The organism is Halalkalibacterium ligniniphilum (assembly GCF_000334155.1).
In the GTDB taxonomy this organism is placed as follows: Bacteria; Bacillota; Bacilli; order Bacillales; family Bacillaceae_D; genus Halalkalibacterium; species Halalkalibacterium ligniniphilum.
This window is the reverse complement of record NZ_ANNK01000046.1, coordinates 1-19,705: the sequence shown is the minus strand read 5'-3', so window position 1 is coordinate 19,705 and position 19,705 is coordinate 1. Positions and strand designations below refer to the sequence as shown.

Annotated in this window: 18 protein-coding genes; 2 read left to right on the top strand and 16 right to left on the bottom strand. The window is 41.7% G+C overall.

The window, feature by feature from the left end; genetic code table 11:
• Positions 1-406 (top strand): orotidine 5'-phosphate decarboxylase / HUMPS family protein (locus tag BLT_RS0103720; RefSeq protein WP_017726467.1); only part of this gene is annotated, 406 nt, incomplete at its 5' end.
• Positions 407-1,069: 663 nt separating this feature from the next.
• On the opposite strand, the gene gnd is transcribed toward BLT_RS0103720, so the two are convergent.
• The 5 genes from gnd to BLT_RS21365 form a co-directional block, all read right to left on the bottom strand.
• Positions 1,070-1,963, bottom strand: a complete 894-nt coding sequence (gnd, locus tag BLT_RS0103705; protein WP_017726466.1) for a phosphogluconate dehydrogenase (NAD(+)-dependent, decarboxylating) — start codon at positions 1,961-1,963, stop codon at positions 1,070-1,072.
• 132 nt (positions 1,964-2,095) lie between these two features.
• Positions 2,096-3,553: a glucose-6-phosphate dehydrogenase gene (gene zwf / locus BLT_RS0103700; RefSeq protein WP_017726465.1), complete on the bottom strand. Its 1,458-nt coding sequence runs from the start codon at positions 3,551-3,553 to the stop codon at positions 2,096-2,098.
• Between the two features lie 441 nt (positions 3,554-3,994).
• Positions 3,995-4,846, bottom strand: coding sequence for a VOC family protein (locus BLT_RS0103695; protein ID WP_017726464.1), 852 nt, complete (start codon positions 4,844-4,846; stop codon positions 3,995-3,997).
• A gap of 37 nt (positions 4,847-4,883) precedes the next feature.
• Positions 4,884-6,095: an FAD-dependent monooxygenase gene (locus BLT_RS21370; protein WP_017726463.1), complete on the bottom strand. Its 1,212-nt coding sequence runs from the start codon at positions 6,093-6,095 to the stop codon at positions 4,884-4,886.
• Entirely contained in the window at positions 6,088-6,855 is a 768-nt protein-coding gene (locus tag BLT_RS21365; RefSeq protein ID WP_017726462.1) for a GTP cyclohydrolase II, read from the bottom strand. The genes BLT_RS21370 and BLT_RS21365 overlap by 8 nt, the downstream gene beginning before the upstream one ends.
• 349 nt (positions 6,856-7,204) lie before the next feature.
• Here BLT_RS21365 and BLT_RS0103680 point away from each other — a divergent pair, with 349 nt between their 5' ends.
• Positions 7,205-7,744, top strand: coding sequence for a helix-turn-helix domain-containing protein (locus BLT_RS0103680; protein ID WP_017726461.1), 540 nt, complete (start codon positions 7,205-7,207; stop codon positions 7,742-7,744).
• A gap of 408 nt (positions 7,745-8,152) precedes the next feature.
• Here BLT_RS0103680 and ehuA read toward each other — a convergent pair whose 3' ends face one another.
• The 11 genes from ehuA to BLT_RS21360 all read right to left on the bottom strand — a co-directional run.
• The gene (gene ehuA / locus BLT_RS0103675; RefSeq protein ID WP_017726460.1) at positions 8,153-8,932 is read right to left on the bottom strand and encodes an ectoine/hydroxyectoine ABC transporter ATP-binding protein EhuA; all 780 of its coding nucleotides are present in this window, start codon (positions 8,930-8,932) and stop codon (positions 8,153-8,155) included.
• Entirely contained in the window at positions 8,929-9,639 is a 711-nt protein-coding gene (ehuD, locus tag BLT_RS0103670) for an ectoine/hydroxyectoine ABC transporter permease subunit EhuD (protein WP_017726459.1), read from the bottom strand. Before ehuD ends, ehuA begins: the two co-directional genes overlap by 4 nt.
• Entirely contained in the window at positions 9,639-10,295 is a 657-nt protein-coding gene (gene ehuC, locus BLT_RS0103665; protein ID WP_017726458.1) for an ectoine/hydroxyectoine ABC transporter permease subunit EhuC, read from the bottom strand. Before ehuC ends, ehuD begins: the two co-directional genes overlap by 1 nt.
• Positions 10,296-10,464: 169 nt before the next feature.
• Positions 10,465-11,331 (bottom strand): ectoine/hydroxyectoine ABC transporter substrate-binding protein EhuB, encoded by an 867-nt coding sequence (gene ehuB, locus BLT_RS0103660; protein WP_017726457.1) that lies wholly within the window; start codon positions 11,329-11,331, stop codon positions 10,465-10,467.
• A 765-nt stretch (positions 11,332-12,096) separates the two neighbouring features.
• Positions 12,097-12,858, bottom strand: coding sequence for a nickel pincer cofactor biosynthesis protein LarB (gene larB / locus BLT_RS0103655; RefSeq protein WP_017726456.1), 762 nt, complete (start codon positions 12,856-12,858; stop codon positions 12,097-12,099).
• Between the two features lie 2 nt (positions 12,859-12,860).
• Positions 12,861-13,682, bottom strand: a complete 822-nt coding sequence (gene larE, locus BLT_RS0103650) for an ATP-dependent sacrificial sulfur transferase LarE (protein WP_017726455.1) — start codon at positions 13,680-13,682, stop codon at positions 12,861-12,863.
• Between the two features lie 266 nt (positions 13,683-13,948).
• A complete protein-coding gene (locus tag BLT_RS0103645; protein ID WP_017726454.1) occupies positions 13,949-14,920 on the bottom strand; it encodes a 2-hydroxyacid dehydrogenase in 972 nt (323 codons plus the stop codon).
• A 23-nt stretch (positions 14,921-14,943) separates the two neighbouring features.
• On the bottom strand, positions 14,944-15,942 hold the full coding sequence (gene pdxA, locus BLT_RS0103640) for a 4-hydroxythreonine-4-phosphate dehydrogenase PdxA (protein WP_017726453.1): 999 nt from the start codon (positions 15,940-15,942) through the stop codon (positions 14,944-14,946).
• Between the two features lie 26 nt (positions 15,943-15,968).
• Positions 15,969-17,174 carry a hydroxyacid-oxoacid transhydrogenase gene (locus tag BLT_RS0103635; RefSeq protein ID WP_017726452.1) on the bottom strand — a complete coding sequence of 402 codons (1,206 nt, stop codon included), beginning with the start codon at positions 17,172-17,174 and terminating at the stop codon, positions 15,969-15,971.
• Between the two features lie 19 nt (positions 17,175-17,193).
• On the bottom strand, positions 17,194-18,636 hold the full coding sequence (locus BLT_RS0103630) for an aldehyde dehydrogenase family protein (RefSeq protein ID WP_017726451.1): 1,443 nt from the start codon (positions 18,634-18,636) through the stop codon (positions 17,194-17,196).
• Between the two features lie 27 nt (positions 18,637-18,663).
• Positions 18,664-19,705 (bottom strand): lactate racemase domain-containing protein (locus tag BLT_RS21360; RefSeq protein WP_017726450.1); only part of this gene is annotated, 1,042 nt, incomplete at its 5' end.

The following is a 19,705-nucleotide window of genomic DNA, read 5'->3' as shown; positions in this document are numbered from 1 at the left end:
TGGTGCTGACATTATCACGATTCTTGGCGCAGCGGAGGATCAGTCGATCAAAGGTGCTGTTGAAGAAGCGAAAAAACAAGGCAAGCAAATTCTTGTTGATATGATCGCAGTCAAAGACATTGCTACACGTGCCAAAGAGCTGGACGAGTTTGGTGTTGACTACATTTGTGTCCACACAGGCTATGACCTTCAAGCAGTTGGTCAAAACTCGTTTGAAGACCTTCAAACGATTAAAAGTGTTGTTAAAAATGCAAAAACAGCGATCGCTGGTGGAATTAAATTAGAAACGTTGCCAGAAGTGATTAAAGCACAACCAGATCTTGTCATCGTTGGTGGTGGAATCACAGGTCAAGAGGATAAAAAAGCGGCGGCTGCAGAAATGCAAAAATGGATCCAACAAGGGTAATGAGCATGCAAACGACAGATTATCTAGCGGAAATCATTGCTGAGTTAAAGCGGACTGCTGACCTGCTCAAGCACGCCAACCTTGAATAGGCATATGCATAAAGAGACCGCAAAGCAGTTTATTCAACAGGCTTTGCGGTTTTATTTTTTTATTACCGTAGGGAGGAGCAATCTTTAATATTCCACATGGCTTAGCAAGTGCCCTTTTTCTTCCGTATGTCATTGACTTTAATAAAAAAGCGAATAGCTCCGTTTCGCTGATATAGCAAGAATGCTTGGACTTTCTGGAAACACGGACAATGAGCTCATCGACTCTTTTACAGAGCTACTTCGCCATTTAAATAGAGCGTTTGACATCGCATTAACCTTAAAAGAATTCGGTGTCAACAACAAAGAGTTCGAAAAGCATTTAGATAAAATAGCAGCAGGGTTGAGGACCCTTGTACGCCAGCTAACCCTCGTGAAGTATCAGTAGAAGATATGGAAAAGCTTTACGCCGCTGCATTTAACGGCGAAAAAATAGTAATCTTCTAATCCCTTACCTTACCTTACCGCTTTGCTCAGGTGTAAAACGAGATTTTGCACTTGAGCTTTTTTAGCTTTAAAAAAGCTACCCCCCCCTTTTCATGTGTACCATAAAGGGGGGGAGCCTTTTTATAATGTATTATTTTTTCTCTACCGCATGGCCACCAAATTCATTCCGCAGCGCTGCAACTACTTTCCCTGTGAATGTATCATCTTCTAACGAGCGATAACGCATGAGTAGAGACATAGCGATGACTGGCGTTGCCGTTTGTAAGTCTAAAGCTGTTTCAACTGTCCATTTTCCTTCTCCTGAAGAATGCATGACTCCTTTAATTCCCTCTAATTTTGCATCTTTGGAGAAAGAACGTTCGGTTAATTCCATCAACCATGAACGAATCACCGAACCATTATTCCATACGCCAGCAACTTTTTCATAGTCATAATCAAACTCACTTTTCTCTAGCACTTCAAATCCTTCACCAATGGCAGCCATCATTGCATATTCAATTCCATTGTGAACCATTTTTAAAAAGTGACCGCTTCCTGCTGGACCTGCGTATAAATAGCCTTTTTCGACAGCCGTGTCCCGGAAAAGAGGCTCCACAATGCTCCATGCTTCAGGATCGCCACCTACCATGTAGCATGCACCATGGCGAGCACCTTCCATCCCACCAGAGGTTCCAGCATCGAGAAAATGAACTCCCTGCTCCTTTAATTCATGATAGCGGCGAATCGATTCCTTATAGTGAGAGTTTCCTGCTTCAATGACAATATCCCCACTGCTTAATAAAGGGGTAAGATCGCGAAGAACTGTATCAACAACTCCATGGGGAACCATTACCCAAAAAACTCTTGGCTTCTCTAAGCACTCAACGAGTTCCTGTAAAGCGGTAACGCCTTTTGCCCCATATTGACTCATTTCTTTCACTGCACTTGGGTTGACGTCAAAGGCGACAACTTCATGCTTTTGATCAAGTAAATTCTGACCTAAGTTTAATCCCATTTTTCCTAAACCAATTAATCCAACTTTCATGTTTATTGCCTCCATTAATTATCTCCACAAAAGGAGACATGTTGTTATTGTTGCCATATCTCTACCTTTGTTCTCTAGCTTGTCCAATCAAGCTGCATTCTAAAGAGGAAGAATACGTTATACGAGCTGCCATTACCACCATTTAAACCCTTCTTCTGCAAGCAGCTGTTTAGAAGCAGCTGGTCCCATTGATCCAGCTCGATACGGATGAAGAGGAAGAAGATCTTCTTCAAAGGCCTCTAATACAGGTTGTACCCACTTCCAAGACAATTCTACTTCATTCCAATGAGCGAAAAATGTTGAGTCTCCTCGTAAAGCATCAAATAGCAAGCTTTCATAAGCTTCTGGTACATTTTCTGTGTTCGCTGAAAAATCAACGGTAACAGGTTCAATCCTGCCATTTTTTAATGGGTTTCGGCTGTTTAACCGGAACGAAATGCCCTCATTTGGGGTGATGCTAATCACAAGTAGGTTTGGTTCTGTTTTATGATTGTCACTTCCATACAAATCCTCTGTTGAAGATTTGAATTCTATGACAATTTTTGTACTCTTTTCTGCCATTCTCTTTCCTGTACGAATGTAAAACGGGACACCACGCCAAAAATCATTATCAATCCAAAGGCGAGCTGCAACAAATGTGTCGTTTGTAGAAGACGCTGAAATTCCAGGCTCTTCTTTATATCCCACAACAGGTTCTCCACCAATTTCTCCTGCTTCGTATTGACCACGAACGATGTGTGAGGCTACTTCTTCTTTCTTAATAAAGCGCAGTGATTCCATAATGCTCTTCTTCTCATGACGAATATTTCTCGCATTGAGCTGTTTTGGCATGTTCATTGCTGTCATCATAAGCATTTGCAGCATATGATTTTGTACCATGTCTCGAATGGCTCCGGCCTGGTCATAATATCCAGCTCTCTCTTCGACTCCAACTGTTTCACTTGCTGTAATTTGTACATTCGCAATGTATTGGTTGTTCCACACCGCCTGCAGGATAGGATTTGCAAATTCGAGCGCTTCTAGATTTTGAACCATAGGCTTCCCAAGATAATGGTCGATCCGATAAATTTCATCCTCTTCGAACGCTTTGCTTAGCTTGTCGTTCAGCTCGTTCGCTGACTTTACGTCATGCCCAAACGGCTTCTCAATAATAAGACGCTTCCACCCATTTGCAGAGCCGAGCCCACTTTCTTTAATATGTGAAGCAATTCCCTCAAAAAACTCAGGTGCAACCGACAAGTAAAACATTCGATTTTCTGCAATCCCTCGCTCTTCTTCTCGCTGCTGTACAAAATCACGTAGCCTCTCAAAATCTTCTTTTTTCGTTACATCTACGATCTGGTAGCAAAAGGCCTTTAAAAACCCTTCAATGTTCGAACGCTCTTCTGCGTAGCGTCTAGAAAACATCGTTAATGAATTTTTAACATGTCCTTTAAATTCGTCTTGTGCCCATTCTCGTCTGCCTACTCCAATCACTGAAAAAGAGGTTGGCATTTTATGATCTAAAAATAAATTGTAAAGGGCTGGGTAAATTTTTCGTTTAGCTAAATCCCCTGTTGCCCCAAACAAAATAAAGGACATTGACTCCACTGATATTCCTCCCCTATCATTCTCACATTCCAAGAAAAAATTCAGATTGTATGTGTCATGAACTCATTTCATGCTTCCGCCAATAATCATCCTCGCTGTGCAAATGTCTTGTACAAACGCTAGTATAATTCATATAGTTCTTATTTGTAAGTACGCACTTTATATTTACATAGTATAAAAAAGTATACTATGTAAACTCACTTATCTTCTTACATGTAAAAAAACCACGTGAAACACCCTTCTATACAGGTTGTTTCACGTGGTTTTTTACGAATGGTCACTCAAGTACTTAAGGCTCAATCAACCGTTCGCCCTTGCTATTTGGTTGAGAAATCACTAAAAAGATGAAGTATTTTTTTCTCTAATGTACAGTCAATGATCAAAAAACCCCTTCAAGCCTAGATACAAACTTGAAGGGGGTACAGATGGATGAACATAAGCTTACACCAACAACAGAATGCGATTCCCGGCTGGATCCGTCGTCCGTACATCGCCCTCTTCTTCACTCACTGGCGCATTGATTTTTTTGAGCTGCTCAAGGACTCGGGTTCTCTCTGCTTCCGTCGGATAAATAATAGAGTACTCTTTCATGCCAAGGCTATTCGCAGCTGGAGCTGGAGCACCTTCACCTTGCCATGTATTTAATCCAATGTGATGATGGTATTTGTTCGAGGCAACAAAGAGCGCCTGATGACGAAAAGGAACGGTTACCTCAAAGCCAAGCCCATCACAATAAAATTCTTTTGCTTTTTGCAAATTTGATACGTGCAAATGAATATGCCCCATGACCGTGTCAGAAGGAAATCCTGTCCACGGCTCATTTTCACTTTCTTTTAAAAGACTGTCTGTGTCTAATGGATCACTGACAAAAGGAAGCTCTCCATTTTGCCAAGCCCAAATCTCTGGTGAACGATCCGCATAAAGTTCGATTCCATTTCCCTCTGGATCTGCAAGGTAGACTGCTTCACTAAACTGATGATCAGACGCTCCTTGCAATGGATAACCAGATTGAACGAGATGAATCAGTACTTTTGCTAGCTCACGTCTGTTCGGTAGCAGTAACGCAAAGTGGTACAAGCCAGTTGTTCGAGGTCGTTTCGGTTGCGCATTTTCTTCATGCTCAATGATAACAAGCGGAGTGTTCCCGTCTGCTGTAAATGCAACAACGTTTTCTTTTTTATTTAATACTTGAAGACCAAGCTTTTTTTCGTAAAATTGCTGCGACCTCTCTAAATCAGAAACGAGTAAATGGACATGCCCGACATACGTCGCTGGCTCTTTGTGAAAGTTCATTTGATTGGCCTCCTGTATTTAAGAAGATTTAACATGCTTACGTGACACAACATTCTTTTTGATACCTTTCAACCTCGTTCTGTGTATCTGAGAACTGAATGTAATTTTTCCAAAAAGAGGCTTCTTGCTCAATTTGTTGCTTTTGTTGCCTTTCAACCTCTTCACGTCTGCTATTTTCAAACACTTTTAAGCGCATCGCACTCGTATTGCTTTCCGCAATTGCATCTATTAATACTTGAGCCAACACATCAGCATCCTTCATTGCACTATTAATGCCGATCGCCCCAGTTGGTGTCATCGTATGGGCCGCATCTCCTATCAAGACCAAGCCATCTTTTACCCATGTCTCACAGCGACAGCTTTCTACCTTTAAATAGACAAAATCTTTCCATGATTGAAGATGCTGCCTCACACTTTCCGTTAGTTCGGGAAAATTCTCAAGTAACGGTTGAATAAATGACTCAATGGGCTGTTTTCGCAAGGCAGACAACGATCCAGCTTCAATGTTCCAGCCAATTTGAATATAGCCACCTGTTTGTGTAAATAACGCAAGCTGCTGACGATTCACCATAAGCATTCGCGTCGACGGTTCCCACTCTGGAGGGGCAGGTATTTTCGCCCACAGCACATCATAACCATGATTCATCATCTTCACCGGAATTTGTGCATCGTTCCTAATTGTCGAAAAGCGACCGTCAGCACCTACGATCACGGCGCTATGAATCTTAATTTCCTCGCCATCTCTTTTTGCCTTCACACCAACATAAGCCCCTGTATCATCCTGAATCAACTCTGTTACGGTTGTATTCATGAGAAGTTGATAATGATCGTGTTTAGTCGATTCTTGAAAGATGGCCCGAAGCAAATGGTTTTGAGGAATATGGATGCCCACATGTCCATTTTTTTCAGGCAGAATCGTCTTCACCACTTGTTTTCGATCAAAAAATTCTACTTTTTTCATTTCTAGCATTCCGTAAGAGCGAATCGTTTCAAACAGGCCATGCTTTTTTAGCAATTGCTCTCCTTGAGCATCAATATGTTCCCCTCTAAACTGCCGCTCAATGAACCGATTCCGTTCAAGTACGACAGTGGAAATGCCATTTTCCGCAAGAATATAACCTAGTAATGCACCAGCAGGGCCTCCGCCAACGATGCAAACCTCTGATTGAATATTCATTGTTAGCACCTGATTTCTTTTGAAAATAACGACTACGCAAACAAGCTCAATATTTTTTAAAAACTTATTCACATACTCCTTCAGCTTCCTTCAAAATCATTGTTGTAAAATCATAGATATGACCAGACTTTTTAATTTTTGTTTGTAAATATTTTTGATTATGACTAGAAACGTCTCCCCATAACGGGACATGCGTATCAACAAGCATTCCATATTCTCTCAAGGAAGCAAGCTTTCGCGGATTATTGGTAATCAGACTCACTGGCTTCGTCCGTAACGATTGAAGCACTCGAATCGCTTCTTCATATGAACGCTCGTCATCTTCAAAGCCTAACTGATGATTGGCCTCGACCGTATCAAGACCTTCTTGCTGTAAAAGATACGCTAATGACTTCGTGAACAGACCTATTCCACGGCCTTCATGGTCAGCTAAATAAAAAATTGCACCACTACCCTTCTCCACAATCATCTTCATTGATTGTCGGAGCTGAAAACCACAATCACAGCGCTTGCTTCCAAAAATATCTCCCGTATGACAAATACTGTGCATACGAATGAACGCTTCATCAGTGTTAGAAAAATCCCCATAAACAAGGACAGAGGATTGCTGATAAAGAGCGAGATCCGCTTGTGGTAAGGCTTCTAATAATTCATCCTTCGTAGATGGCAAGTTCGTTAAATTTAACCATGTATACCACTTGAATGTCACTTCTTTGTCTCCAAGCTGAACCGGGAGATTTATTGGACCGACACGTGCAATGTCTGGTTTTCCTTCATGTTTGATAATCTCAATTTTTTCATCGAGCATTGATTTAATGTGTTCAGATATCATTTCTTCTCTCCCTCTTTATGGCATGCCATAAAATGATTGCTGGATTGAATATCAATTTTTCTACGGAGCATCCAAGGTAAGAAAGCGAAGATATCCTCTCGCTTACCTTCTCTTCATTCATTACTGACAACCAAGTTTCTATTCAATGTCAATAGGGTCGTCATTTGCTAAAATCTCTTTACTCCACTCTCACTTACTATAGTAAAGTCCTATCCAAAAAACAACTATTTTGTTTTCTAATAAAATAATAAGTTGTTTATAGATTAACAACTTTAGCATTGAACGTCAATAAAAGTTTTGTTAATATGAAAATAAGTTTTCTATAACAAATATATTTTGAGGTGTATGTATGGAAATCGGAACGACGATTCGGACAATAAGAAAAAGAAAAAAAATAACTATCTCCCAAATGAGTGAAGGTACAGGTCTTTCTAAAGGGTTTATTAGCAACATGGAGAACAACAACACCTCCCCTTCCATTAGCACCTTAGAAACGATTGCGAATTACCTCAACATTCCACTGCCGTATCTTCTATTAAAAAAAGATGAACGAATGCGCGTCGTTCGAAAGGGTGAACGGACCTACTCTACCCATAAATGTGGGGATTTAAAAGTAGAAAACCTCACATCGAAAGGTGGTTTGCGGTTAATGAATGTTGAACTAGCTCCTGGTGCGTCAACAGGAGAGGAGCCGCATGCTCATGAAGGGGAAGAATGTCATGTGGTCGTTAAAGGAACACTTTTGGCACAGCAAGGCGAGGATTCGGTCATTTTAGAGGCGGGCGATTCATTTAGCTGGAATGCGAGCGTCCCTCACCTCGTCAAAAATATTGGAGAAGAACCTGCAGTCGTCCTCATTGCTGTCTACTCAGAATCAGCTCTTGATTAAGTGAAATATTCGTTATCCTTAGAAAAAAGACTTTTATATGATCGAACCTCTAAGCATAAAAGTCTATAAAGTGACGATTCAATCGATTTAATGCCTTAGCAAATAATCCCGAGGAATGGTTCAACCTCGGGACAACTGTTAAGCTTTTCTCTTTTCATTTTCTCTCAAGATACTTCTCAAGCATTCCGACTGGTGTTAGAGCTATCAATGCCTCTCCGAACTGCAAATTCAATGACGAGAGAAATAAAAATTGTAAATCCGATCGCTGCTTCTATGGAAAACCCTCCTTTTAACCTGTAACTAGCCTAGCTGCCGTTAACACAACTCTGTTTTATCCTATTTAAGACGATACCCTCCATAAAAAAAGAAAAACCACCGCTCGCAGCGATGGCTTTCAACAAACAATGCTTATCTCCCTGTACGGAATCTTTCTAAGAAGGCTTTTAAGCGAGGACTTTCCGGATTTTCAAATACATCTTGCGGTGTCCCTTGTTCAACAAGCTGACCGTCGGCAAAGAAAACGATTCGATCCGAAACGTCCCAAGCAAAATCCATTTCGTGCGTAATTAGAATCATCGTCATATCCCCTTGCTCTGCCAAATCTTTTATAACGGCAAGAACTTCTCCTACTAGCTCAGGATCAAGGGCAGAGGTTACCTCATCAAAAAGCATCACTTTTGGCTCCATCACTAACGCACGGGCAATCGCTACACGCTGCTTCTGTCCACCGGATAATTGCTCGGGGTAATTGTCCACTTTGTCAGCTAACCCGACTTTTTCAAGCATAGCAACCGCTCGACTTTCTGCTTCTTGCTTGGATAAGCCCAAAACACTCATTGGCGCTTCCATACAATTTTTTAACACCGTCATATGTGGAAACAAATTAAAATGCTGAAAAACCATCCCTACGTTTCCCCGGATTTTCCGCAAATGCTTTTCATCGGCATCGACGAGATTTCCATTTACTTCCTTATGCCACAGGTTTTCACCATCGACAATAATTTCACCACCTGTGGGCTTTTCAAGGGTCATTAACATCCGGATAATTGTCGTTTTTCCAGAACCACTCGGACCAATGATCGAAACTTTTTCTCCTGGTGCAATATCAAGATCAAAGCCTTTAAGCACTTCTAAGTCATCAAACGATTTTTTTACATTTTTAAATTGAACAATAGGCTGTTGAGTCACGCTGCCACCTTCTTCTTTTCAATTTTTTTCGCTTTACGACTGTAGCGGTTATTCATTCGTCGCTCAAGATACCCAACAAAAAGAGAAGCAGGATAACTCAAGACAAGGAACAGTAAACCGACAATCGTATACACTTCAACAAATGAAAAGACTTGAGAGCCAAGCGTTCGTGCTTGCATTAGCATTTCATTCACTGAAATGGCCATTAATAGAGGTGTTTCCTTGAATAAAACGATTAAATAATTTCCCATCATTGGGATAACCGGAGGCACCGCTTGTGGCAAAATGATTTTAAACCATGTCTGAATGCCACTAAAATTTAAGGCTCTGCTTGCTTCCCATTGCCCCTTTGGTACGGCATTAATTCCTGAACGGTAAATTTCAGAAAGGTATGTACTATAATGAATGCCAAGGGTCAATATCCCTGCTGTAATGGCATTCAGATTCACACCAATGACTGGGATCATCGGCCATGCGTAATAGACAAAAAACAATTGAACAAGTGGTGGTGTACTGCGCACAAATTCAATGAATCCATAGGTTACTAAGGCGACGGGGCGATACGTTGACCTTCTCAGAAAGGTTAAAACGAGCCCGAATACGAGTGCTACCAAATATGCAGCAATCGTTATCCCGAGCGTAACAAACATGGCACGAAACAAAATTGGAAAAACTTCTGCGGCATACGTCCAATTAAAGATACCCATTATACACTCGCCACCCCCTTAGATGCTCTTCTTTCTAAGTACCGTGCTAATACAATAAGCGGCAATGCAATTAAAAAGTACATGACGAGGAGCGTACTAAAGACTGGGAGAGTCAAGCTATAATTGGCATCCATTAAATTTTGTGCAAGATACATCATGTCTTGAAGTGTAATTAAAGATACAAGCGCCGTCCCTTTCAAGAGCTCAATTGCATTATTACCAAATCCTGGGAGCATCGTACGGAGAGCCTGCGGCAAAATAATTTTGAGCATTCTCTGTATCCTTGACATATTTAAAGCAATCGCAGCTTCTGTTTGTCCTTTTGGCACTGCGTTAATCGAACTTCGTACAATTTCTGATGCATAGGCCCCATAATTTAATCCCAGTGTAATAACACCTGCTACAAAAGGATCGAGTCGGATGCCAAATAACTGTGGCAATACGAAAAAAATCCAAAACAATTGAACAAGCAGTGAGGTTCCTCTAAAGAATTCTACGTAAATGACCGTAATGACTCGTACAATTTTAAAGCGAGATACGCGGGATAAGCCAGCAATAAAGCCAACCAGATAAGCTAGAGCAGCCGAGGCTAATAAAAGAGAGACGGTAACGGAAGCTCCTCGACCTAATACACTGATGATATCAAGTATCCCCAAAAGCTCTCACTCCTTCTCCATTTTTATGTATGCTACATTTCGATTAAATTTGCTAGAAGGTAAATCAGGCACTCAGATTGAGTGCCTGAAATCATCATCACTTTTTAGCTTATGAATCGTAAACTGCTCATAAGCATTGCTTTGAATCTTCTTTTTTTACTCTATATTCTTATTCATCACTTGCTCCACAAAGCTCAGCAGCTGTTACATCACCTGGTAAGTTATCTTCTGTGAAACCAAATGGCTCCATAATTTCAAGCAATCGTCCAGACTCTTTTAATTCTGCTAACTTTTCGTTGTATTGATTGAGAAGCTCTTCATCGTCATGGCGGAAAACTGCAGCACCGTAACCATATACTTCCTGACCATCAATGACAGGCTGTGTGAAATCCTCTACAATCTCAATATTTGACGTGTCTTGATCCTGTAGAGCCGTTCGCAATGTTAAGTCCGTCATTGTAATAGCATCCGTTCTACCCGTTTCTAGAGCTGTAATATTCGAAGAAATGTTATTCACTTGTTCAATTTGATCCTCTGACACGCCAACTGCTAAAAGATATTCTCGCTCAATCGCCCCAGACATGACCGTTACCGTTACATCGGGATTGTTGGCAATGTCTTCATAGCTTTTCAGATTGTGAGGGTTTCCAGCTTGAACTGCCAACCCTTCGCCAATTCGATATTCCGGTTCAGCAAATGCTGCATTTTCACACCGTTCTGGCGTTATGTACATTCCTGCGGTAATCGCATCAAAATTTCCTGCGTTCAGCCCACTAATTAAGGCGTCAAAATCAACAACAGTCCCTTCAACTTCCTCAACACCTAACTCATTAAAAACCGCTCGGGCAATTTCGACAGCTTGGCCTGTAATCGTCCCATCACTTTCCTGGTAAGCATATGGTCGTTCATTCGCAAAACCTACTTGTACAACGCCTTCATCTTGAATTGATCCTAACGTGTCTTCGCTACTTGTGGAGCAAGCTGAGACGATCATCACTGCTGCCATTACGAAAAGTAAATACATCGTTCTTTTCATCAATCATTGACCTCCCTTGACGAGCTTCATAGCACCCATCATGTCTGTTTTTTTAAAATATTCAATTTTTAAGATCCACTTTAATCGTATCAATTATCGGATAATTCTTCAAAGTAGTTCATCATTCGTATAACGTGAAAAATACCCTTTTCAATGATTGATACGTCTTCAAGTGACTTATACGCAGAAATGATGTTAAAAACAAACAGATGGTCACAAATGCTCAATTTTTTCCCGAATTATCTAAATTTGTATGATAAAAAACTACCCCCTTCCTATTCATTAAATCATCATTTCCCTTACTCGCCTGTCCAACAGCTTCAACTCCTAATTTATTTAGGCATGTTATAAAAAGAGTAAAGGTCTATACGAGCAGGCAAGGGTTTCTTTTGTCATGTTTTTAAATCAGTTTTTCTTCAACATGGATCTTTCTTACTTATGTACTGATCTTAGTCGTTTTTAACAAAAAAATATATTGTCAAAACTGTATAAAGTTTTTTTCGTTTTTTGATCAATTTATCTAAAAATTCCGTCAGATAATATCGCTACAAGCGCCATTTTACCTTTCGGATGGCGTTTAAGCTTATTACTTAGCTATCCTTTCACAAAAGTATAACTTGGCTTTTCACCAAGTCCTTCACAACGAAAGCCTTAAGCCCAGGTTACTTGGCCTTCAAATTTTTAACTACGTCGATAAACCTCTCTGTTAAAAAAATGATCCTTTCTAAAAAAACATACCTCCCTGCAAGCAAGGAAGTATGCTTATTATTGTGTATGATGATTGTTCTCTTTTACTCTTACGATAAGCGCAGCTTGATAAGCTGCTCCAAAGCCATTATCAATATTAACAACGGACACTCCAGATGAGCATGAATTCAGCATTGTTAGCAGTGCTGACACACCTTGAAAGTTCGTTCCATAGCCAACGCTTGTAGGGACAGCTAATATTGGCTGTTGGACAAGTCCACCAACCACACTAACAAGCGCTCCTTCCATTCCTGCTACAACGATTAATACGTCACACGTTCGAATGCTTTCTAGCTGATCAAAAAGGCGATGAATCCCCGCGACTCCTACATCATAAAAGCGTTGAACCTCTAGACCCATGGCATGGGCCGTAACTGCAGCTTCTTCGGCTACAGGTAAATCGCTTGTTCCTGCACAAAGAATACCGACTTTTCCGAGTCCCTGGTGACTAGAACGTTCGTCAAATAACAGTGTACGCGCACATTCATCGTACTGAACATCTGAAAGGTGAGGAAGTAGCTTATCTGCTTTTTCTTTTGACACCCGTGTTGCTAAAACGGTTTCATTGGTAGCTTTTAAGCGAGTGAAAATAGACAGAATTTGCTCAACCGTTTTTCCTTCGCTATAAATGACTTCAGGAAATCCTTGCCGCTTCTCGCGATGAAGGTCGATTTTTGCAAAACCAATGTCTTCATAGCCTTTCAATTTATCATAAGCCTCTTCCGCTTTTAGCTCGCCTCTTTCGATCATTGACAACCATTGCTTTATCTCATTGCTCATCCTTAAACTCCTTTAGCCGTTTCAAGAACCTCATTCATGCTTCCTGTCCGATATCCTTGTAAATCTAATGTTACGTATTGAAAGCCGAGCTCTTTAAATTTTTTATGAATCGTTTCATTGTAGGCAACGACTTTTTGAAGCTCTTCTGGCATCACTTCAATTCGTGCTAGCTTATCATGATGGCGAACCCGTACTTGGTAAAAGCCTAGTCTTAGTAAAAAGTCTTCTGCTTCATCAAGCTGGTCAATGGCAGTTTGCGTAATTCTCGTTCCGTACGGAATCCGCGATGAAAGGCATGCAAAGGATGGCTTATTCCACGTTGATAAGCCCATTTCTTTTGAGAGATTACGAATTTCTTGTTTCGTCAAACCTGCCTCCAAGAGCGGACTCCGTACTCCTTGCTCTCGTGCCGCCTTCATGCCTGGACGATAATCACCTACATCGTCACGGTTCGCACCATCTAAAATATAAGGATAGCCTTTTTCTTTTGCCACCTCATTTAAATGCTCATACAACCCATCCTTGCAATGAAAGCAGCGATTGGAATCATTACGGACAAAATTCTCATTTACCAATTCACTAACGGTCGTTTCAATGTACCTGACACCGATTTGCTTGGCAAGCTCAATTGCAGCCTTATACTCACGAGTAGGGAATGTCTCAGAAGCAGCTGTAACCGCTACCACCTGATCCCCTAATACGTCTTTCGCACGAGCCAATAAAAAGGTACTGTCCACACCACCTGAAAAAGCAACAAGAACACGTCCCATTGAACGTAAAATTTCATCTAACTGCTGACATTTTTCTTCTGTCGTTAGTTCCATTCTGTAACGCCCCTTTCAAGATGCAATCCTTACTAAAAATATAAACAGAACTCGGCTTTTCGCCAAGTCTTTTATAGCGAAAGCCTTAGTTGCAGTTAATCTTAGCCCTTTTAATTTTTAAACTACGTCGAGAAACTCCGTTGTTAAAAAATTTATGCTTTCCTAACGTATAAACCAAGAGCCCCTTTTTTAAAGAGGCTCTCCGTGTCTTCTACCATTTTCTTCTTAGACACTTCGTCAAAACACGATAGACACATAGCTAAAATCTATTTATACAATTCTTCATTTACACAATGAATGAGTCGTTCCCCAGCAAGTCCCTTTTCAATATTTTGAATCGCCAAGCGACCCATTACCATTCTTGTCTCAATATCAGCACTGCCAATATGCGGAAGAGCGACAACATTGTCCAGCTGCAGTAGCGGATGATCGGCTGTAATTGGCTCTGTTTCAAATACGTCCAGTCCCGCCGCAAAAATTTCATTGCTCTTTAACGCCTCATATAACGCCTGCTCATCAACATTGGTTCCCCGAGACGTATTGATAAAAATGCTCGACTTTTTCATTAAAGCAAATTGCTCTCTCCCGATCATTCTTCGCGTTTCAGGCGTAGATGGGGCAAGTAAAACGACATAGTCTGCTTGCTGCAAAAGCTCTTCAAGGGAGCAATAGGTTGCACCGAGCTCTTCTTCCGCTACAGGATTGCGGCTGCGGTTATGATAAAGAATGTTCATATTGAAACCCTTTGCCCGTCTTGCAACACCTTGACCGATTCGTCCCATCCCAATAATACCGATCGTCGCCCCATAGACGCTTTGACCAGTAAGAAGAAACGGTCCCCAGCTCTTCCACTCGTTGCGACGAATGACATCCATGCCTTCGGTGATTCGTCTTCCTGTCGCCATTAATAATGCGAAGGTTAAGTCAGCCGTTGCTTCCGATAAAACACCTGGCGTATGTCCAACAGGAATCCTCCGTTTTGTCGCCTCATCAATATCGATGTTATCATAGCCGACCGCCATCGTGCTTATTACCTTCAGCGACTTTGCTTGTTCAATGAGTTCTTTATCAATTTGGTCTGCTACATTGGTGAAAATTGCATCTGCATCAGCTACCTCTTTAAGCAATAGCTCTCGTGGCATTGGATCATTTTCCTCTGTCCACATTGAAATCGTATATCGCTCTTTCAGAGGCTCGATCAATTTTTCTGGAAGCTTTCTTGTGAATAAGATTTTCAATGGAATCCCTCCTACGGGACGGTTTATTGTCGCTTAGGCGCAAGATCAATCGCTTGAAGGATTGCCTCCTTTAAGCTTAGCTCACTTGCAATTCCTTTTCCAGCAATATCAAAAGCCGTACCATGATCAACGCTTGTGCGAATAATAGGCAAGCCTACGGTGATGTTCACTCCTGCTTCAAGACCAAGCACCTTAATCGGCCCATGTCCCTGATCATGATACATGGCAACGACAATATCAAAATCTCCACGATTTGCACGGAAGAACAGCGTGTCTGCAGGCAGTGGTCCAACGACATCGATTCCTTCCTGCTGTGCTTTTTCAACAGCAGGTACAACCTTTTCATCTTCTTCACCATACCCAAACAAACCATTCTCACCTGCATGTGGATTGATTCCACATACAGCAATCCTAGGTGCTTCAATCCTAGCCCGTTTTAGCGTTTCATCTGCAAGCTGAATGACTTTGTATGTTCTCTCAGGCGTGATTTGCTTCACCGCATCAAGAATCCCTACATGGGTTGTTACATGAATGACACGTAAGGTTGGCGCTTGTAGCATCATCGCAAAGTCCTTTGTGCCCGTCAGCTCTGCTAAGATTTCCGTGTGACCAGGAAAAATATGTCCACCCTTGTGAAGTGCTTCCTTATTTAAAGGGGCCGTACAAATGCCTTCAATCTCCTTGTTGTTTGCAAGCTGAATCGCTTTTTCTAAATAACGAAACGCGGCATTTCCAGCTTCAGCCGTCACTTGACCAATCGGTAAATCCTCTGGTAGTAAGTCTAAATCCAAGCAATCAACCGTTCCATAGGTGAAAGTTGCTTCTTCCACTGATTGTATGGACCGAACCGTCAAATTGGTTTTAACGATTTCATTGGCACGCTCGAGAATTTTTGCATCACCGATCACAAACGGGGCACACTTTTCATAGATCGATTGATCGGCTAATGATTTCATTATGATTTCAGGGCCAACACCGCATCCATCACCCATTGTGATCGCAATTCTAGGTTCTCTGCTCATAGTTCCGCTCCCCTTCCCTCTTTCAATTAATACGCTTTTTTAAGAAGTTCTACTAAACTATCTTTTGTAGGGACACGAGGATTGTTTCGAATCAGGCGTTCAATCGGAAGTGCTTTTTCAGCAATTTCTTCTAAATCTTCTTCCTTAACACCAATGGCTGATAGCTTTGTAGGAAGCCCGATATCTTTCAGAAGCTCAAAAACTGCTTTTGATGCTTCCTTCGCATGCTCTGTTTTTGACTTGTCACCTTTCTCAATCCCGAAGGCTTCTGCAATTTTTATCATCTTTTCTTTTTCCGTTGCCGTATTGAATTCCATCACATATGGAAGAAGAAGTCCTGTTAATTCACCGTGAGGAGATTTTGCCTTCCCTCCAATTGGATACGCGAGAGCATGAGCTAAAGCTGTTCCAGCATTCGAGAACGCCATCCCTGCAAGCAAGCTACCAAGAAGCATATTGCTACGTGCTTCGATATTGCTTCCTTGTTGAACAGCAATTGCCAGGTTGTTTGCGATTAACTCAATCGCTTGAATCGCAAGGGCATCAGTAATTGGTAACGCCCCTTGGAATAAGATGTTTCCTTCAGCTTGAATGTAACGAAAATCTTTAGCTGTATAAGCTTCGACCGCATGAGATAATGCATCAATTCCTGAGCAAGCTGTCACATATGCCGGCAGACCAACGGTGAGTTCAGGATCAAGCAGTGCAACAGCCGGGCGTAAAAAGTTATCAGAAATTCCTACTTTCATATCGTTTTCCGTATCCGTTACAACAGCAACAGATGTAACCTCTGAACCTGTACCAGCTGTTGTTGGGATGGCAATCAGTGGCGCAATTGGACCTGGAACTAAGTTTTCGCCACCGAAGTAGTCTCTTGGATGACCACTATATTCCATCAATAGGGCAACGACTTTCGCTAAGTCGATGCTACTACCGCCACCAAGACCAATAATCACATCTGTTTTCATTTGTGATTTTGCGAATTCATACGCTTCAACGACACTATCGATTGGAGGCTCTGGAACTGCTTTATCATACACGATGCTTTGATAGCCGTGACGGTCAAGCTGCTCCGTAATTTTAGCTAAAATTCCCGCTTGAGCTACACCTCTATCTGTGATGACAAAAACGTTTTTCGCCTTAAGACGCTTCAATACTTTATCTAAACGATCGATCGATCCATTTCCAAAAATAATATTCTCTGTTGAAAAATACTCCCAGCTGTTTCTCATTCATTCTTCATCCTCTCAATTATATGTGAATCGTGATAAGCTTTTCGTCTGTCATTTCTTCCACAGTACTACGCGGCCCTTCTTTCCCAACACCACTATCTTTTACACCGCCATACGGTAAAATGTCGACACGGAACGTTGAAACATCATTAATGTTTACACCACCAAACTCAAGCTCTTGTGCTGCTCGCATCGCAAGCTGGAGGTTTGAGGTAAAGAACCCTGCTTGGAGTCCAAATTTTGATGCGTTCGCTGCTGCAAATGCTTCTTCAATGTCGTCATAAGGAATAATGCTGACGATCGGAGCGAACACTTCTTCACACATAACTTTCATCTCTTCTGTCACATCTGATAATACGGTTGGTCTAAATAATGCACCTTCTCGGGTACCACCAGCAACAATTTTTGCTCCTGCGTTAATCGCTTCCTGCACCCATTTTTCTGCGCGCTCTGCTTCTTGCACACTGATCATCGGACCAATATTTGTTGACTCCTCTTCTGGGTTACCAACAACAAACGAATCAGCGACTTGTTTCGCTTTCTCAAGGACTTCTTCATAAATATCACGGTGAACATAAATCCGTTGCACAGAAATACACGCTTGTCCAGAGTTCACATAGCCTCTTGATACACACAGCTGGACAGCACGATCCAAGTCTGCCACATCATGATGGATAATATTTGGTGAATTATTCCCTAGCTCAAGCGTTACCTTACGAATGCCCGTTTGGCTTTTAATCATTTTCCCAACGGTTGGGCTTCCTGTAAATGTATACATGGCGATGCGCTCATCTTTTAAAAGCACAGGGCCAACTTCATGTCCAAAGCCATTGACGACATTCAAAAATCCTTTTGGTAATCCAGCATCTAATAAAGCCTGTGCCATTAAAATCGCAGAGACAGGTGTTTTTTCAGCCGGCTTTAAAACAACCGTATTTCCAGCTGCGATCGCAGGCGCGATTTTATGAGCCGTTAAGTTAAACGGAAAGTTAAAAGGTGTAATCGCACAAACGACACCAACAGGAACCCGAACGGTAAAGGCCATTTTTTCTTCATTCCCTGGCTGTCCATGAATCGGCATGCCTTGTCCCGTAATGCGCTTTGCTTCTTCTGCTGAAGCAATAAATGTCTGAATGCCACGGTCTACCTCACCACGAGCATCTGTAATCGTCTTTCCTACTTCGCGGCAAATCGCCAAAGCAATTTCTTCTTTTCTTTCTCCAAAAAGCTTTGCTGCCTTCAGTAAAATTTCATATCGCTTCGTCGCTGGGATTTTAACTGTTTTAAAGGTTTCTTGTGCATTAGCAATCGCTTGATCCACCAATGCTTCATCGGCCTTTGAAATATAAGCATAAGGTTCATGGGTATACTTATTCTCTACAACAAACGTATCAGACCCTTTGATCCATTCTCCATTGATTAAGTTCCCGTATGTGTTTGCTACCCCATTTTGTTCTCCCATTATCGTTCCTCCTATCAATTGAACAGTTTAAAAGCTTAGAAAATAGCCGCTGTCATCAAACGCCATCGGTGCCATTTCACCGATGATTTCCACATTGCCCTGTTTCTCTATTTCGGGCAATAATGCTTCTGACACATAAAGCTCTTCTAAATGAAGGGTATTCGGAATTCGCATAAAACGAATCTCCCCTGGTGCCTTCCCCCAGCTACAACGTATAGCAGCTGAGATTGCTTCCCGATCATTTGCCAGTTTAATTGGGACACTTGCCCGCTTCAAAAATGAACTGGTGATGACATTTTCATTCATCTTTTGGTAATCGATTTTTTGAAACAATCGCTCGGTTGTTAAATCAGCTAATCCGATCCCAAGAGCGTTTCCGTGTGATTCCTCACTGAGATCACTTGCGATGATGTAATGAATTGAAGGAGTTTCAGGCTCAGCCGTTCCTAAAATTCGCAAACGGCCAATAATATTCGTATCCATTCCTGTGCCGCTGTAGTTTTTCCCTATTTTGTCAACATGTAAAATATCTAGGTTGTCAACTGGCAATTTGGGCATCAGCGATTTTGAGAAACGTAGGAGCTCTTGCTCACGCTCTTTAATTGACTGAACAGGGATGACCTCAATTTCAGCCGTATCTTCAAACGCATTTTCTACAATTCCAATTCCCATCAAAATTTTTCCACTTTGAAAAATATGTTCAGCGACAATCGGCATATGATCGCGAATCCCTAGAACACCAAACGTATGAATCGCCTGTGCCTGCTTGTGATTTCCAAGTCCAATGGAAGCAATTTTCATCAAACCACTTTCAATCGAAGCCGAAAAATCAGTATGGGCTTTAATCCGGTTCACAAGAATAACTCCATCTGATTCATAGGCAATCTTATCCATATAGACCGATATGCCCGCTTCTGTCTTACCGAGATCAACGACCTCCATTGAAGAACGAATCGGCGCACCGCAATATCCCTCTGTCACACCTAAGCTCTCAAGAACCTCGATCTGACCTTCAGCAGTAGCTCCACCATGACTTCCCATTGCCGGGACGATAAATGGGTTTGCTCCA

Excerpts from the sequence above, each read along its gene's own strand:
- gnd (WP_017726466.1), bottom strand. The coding sequence starts at position 1,963 with ATGAAAGTTGGATTAATTGGTTTAGGAAAAATGGGATTAAACTTAGGT.
- BLT_RS0103695 (WP_017726464.1), bottom strand. The coding sequence starts at position 4,846 with ATGAACTTTCACAAAGAGCCAGCGACGTATGTCGGGCATGTCCATTTA.
- BLT_RS21365 (WP_017726462.1), bottom strand. The coding sequence starts at position 6,855 with ATGATATCTGAACACATTAAATCAATGCTCGATGAAAAAATTGAGATT.
- BLT_RS0103680 (WP_017726461.1), top strand. The coding sequence starts at position 7,205 with ATGGAAATCGGAACGACGATTCGGACAATAAGAAAAAGAAAAAAAATA.
- ehuD (WP_017726459.1), bottom strand. The coding sequence starts at position 9,639 with ATGGGTATCTTTAATTGGACGTATGCCGCAGAAGTTTTTCCAATTTTG.
- ehuB (WP_017726457.1), bottom strand. The coding sequence starts at position 11,331 with ATGAAAAGAACGATGTATTTACTTTTCGTAATGGCAGCAGTGATGATC.
- larB (WP_017726456.1), bottom strand. The coding sequence starts at position 12,858 with ATGAGCAATGAGATAAAGCAATGGTTGTCAATGATCGAAAGAGGCGAG.
- larE (WP_017726455.1), bottom strand. The coding sequence starts at position 13,682 with ATGGAACTAACGACAGAAGAAAAATGTCAGCAGTTAGATGAAATTTTA.
- pdxA (WP_017726453.1), bottom strand. The coding sequence starts at position 15,942 with ATGAGCAGAGAACCTAGAATTGCGATCACAATGGGTGATGGATGCGGT.
- BLT_RS0103635 (WP_017726452.1), bottom strand. The coding sequence starts at position 17,174 with ATGAGAAACAGCTGGGAGTATTTTTCAACAGAGAATATTATTTTTGGA.
- BLT_RS0103630 (WP_017726451.1), bottom strand. The coding sequence starts at position 18,636 with ATGGGAGAACAAAATGGGGTAGCAAACACATACGGGAACTTAATCAAT.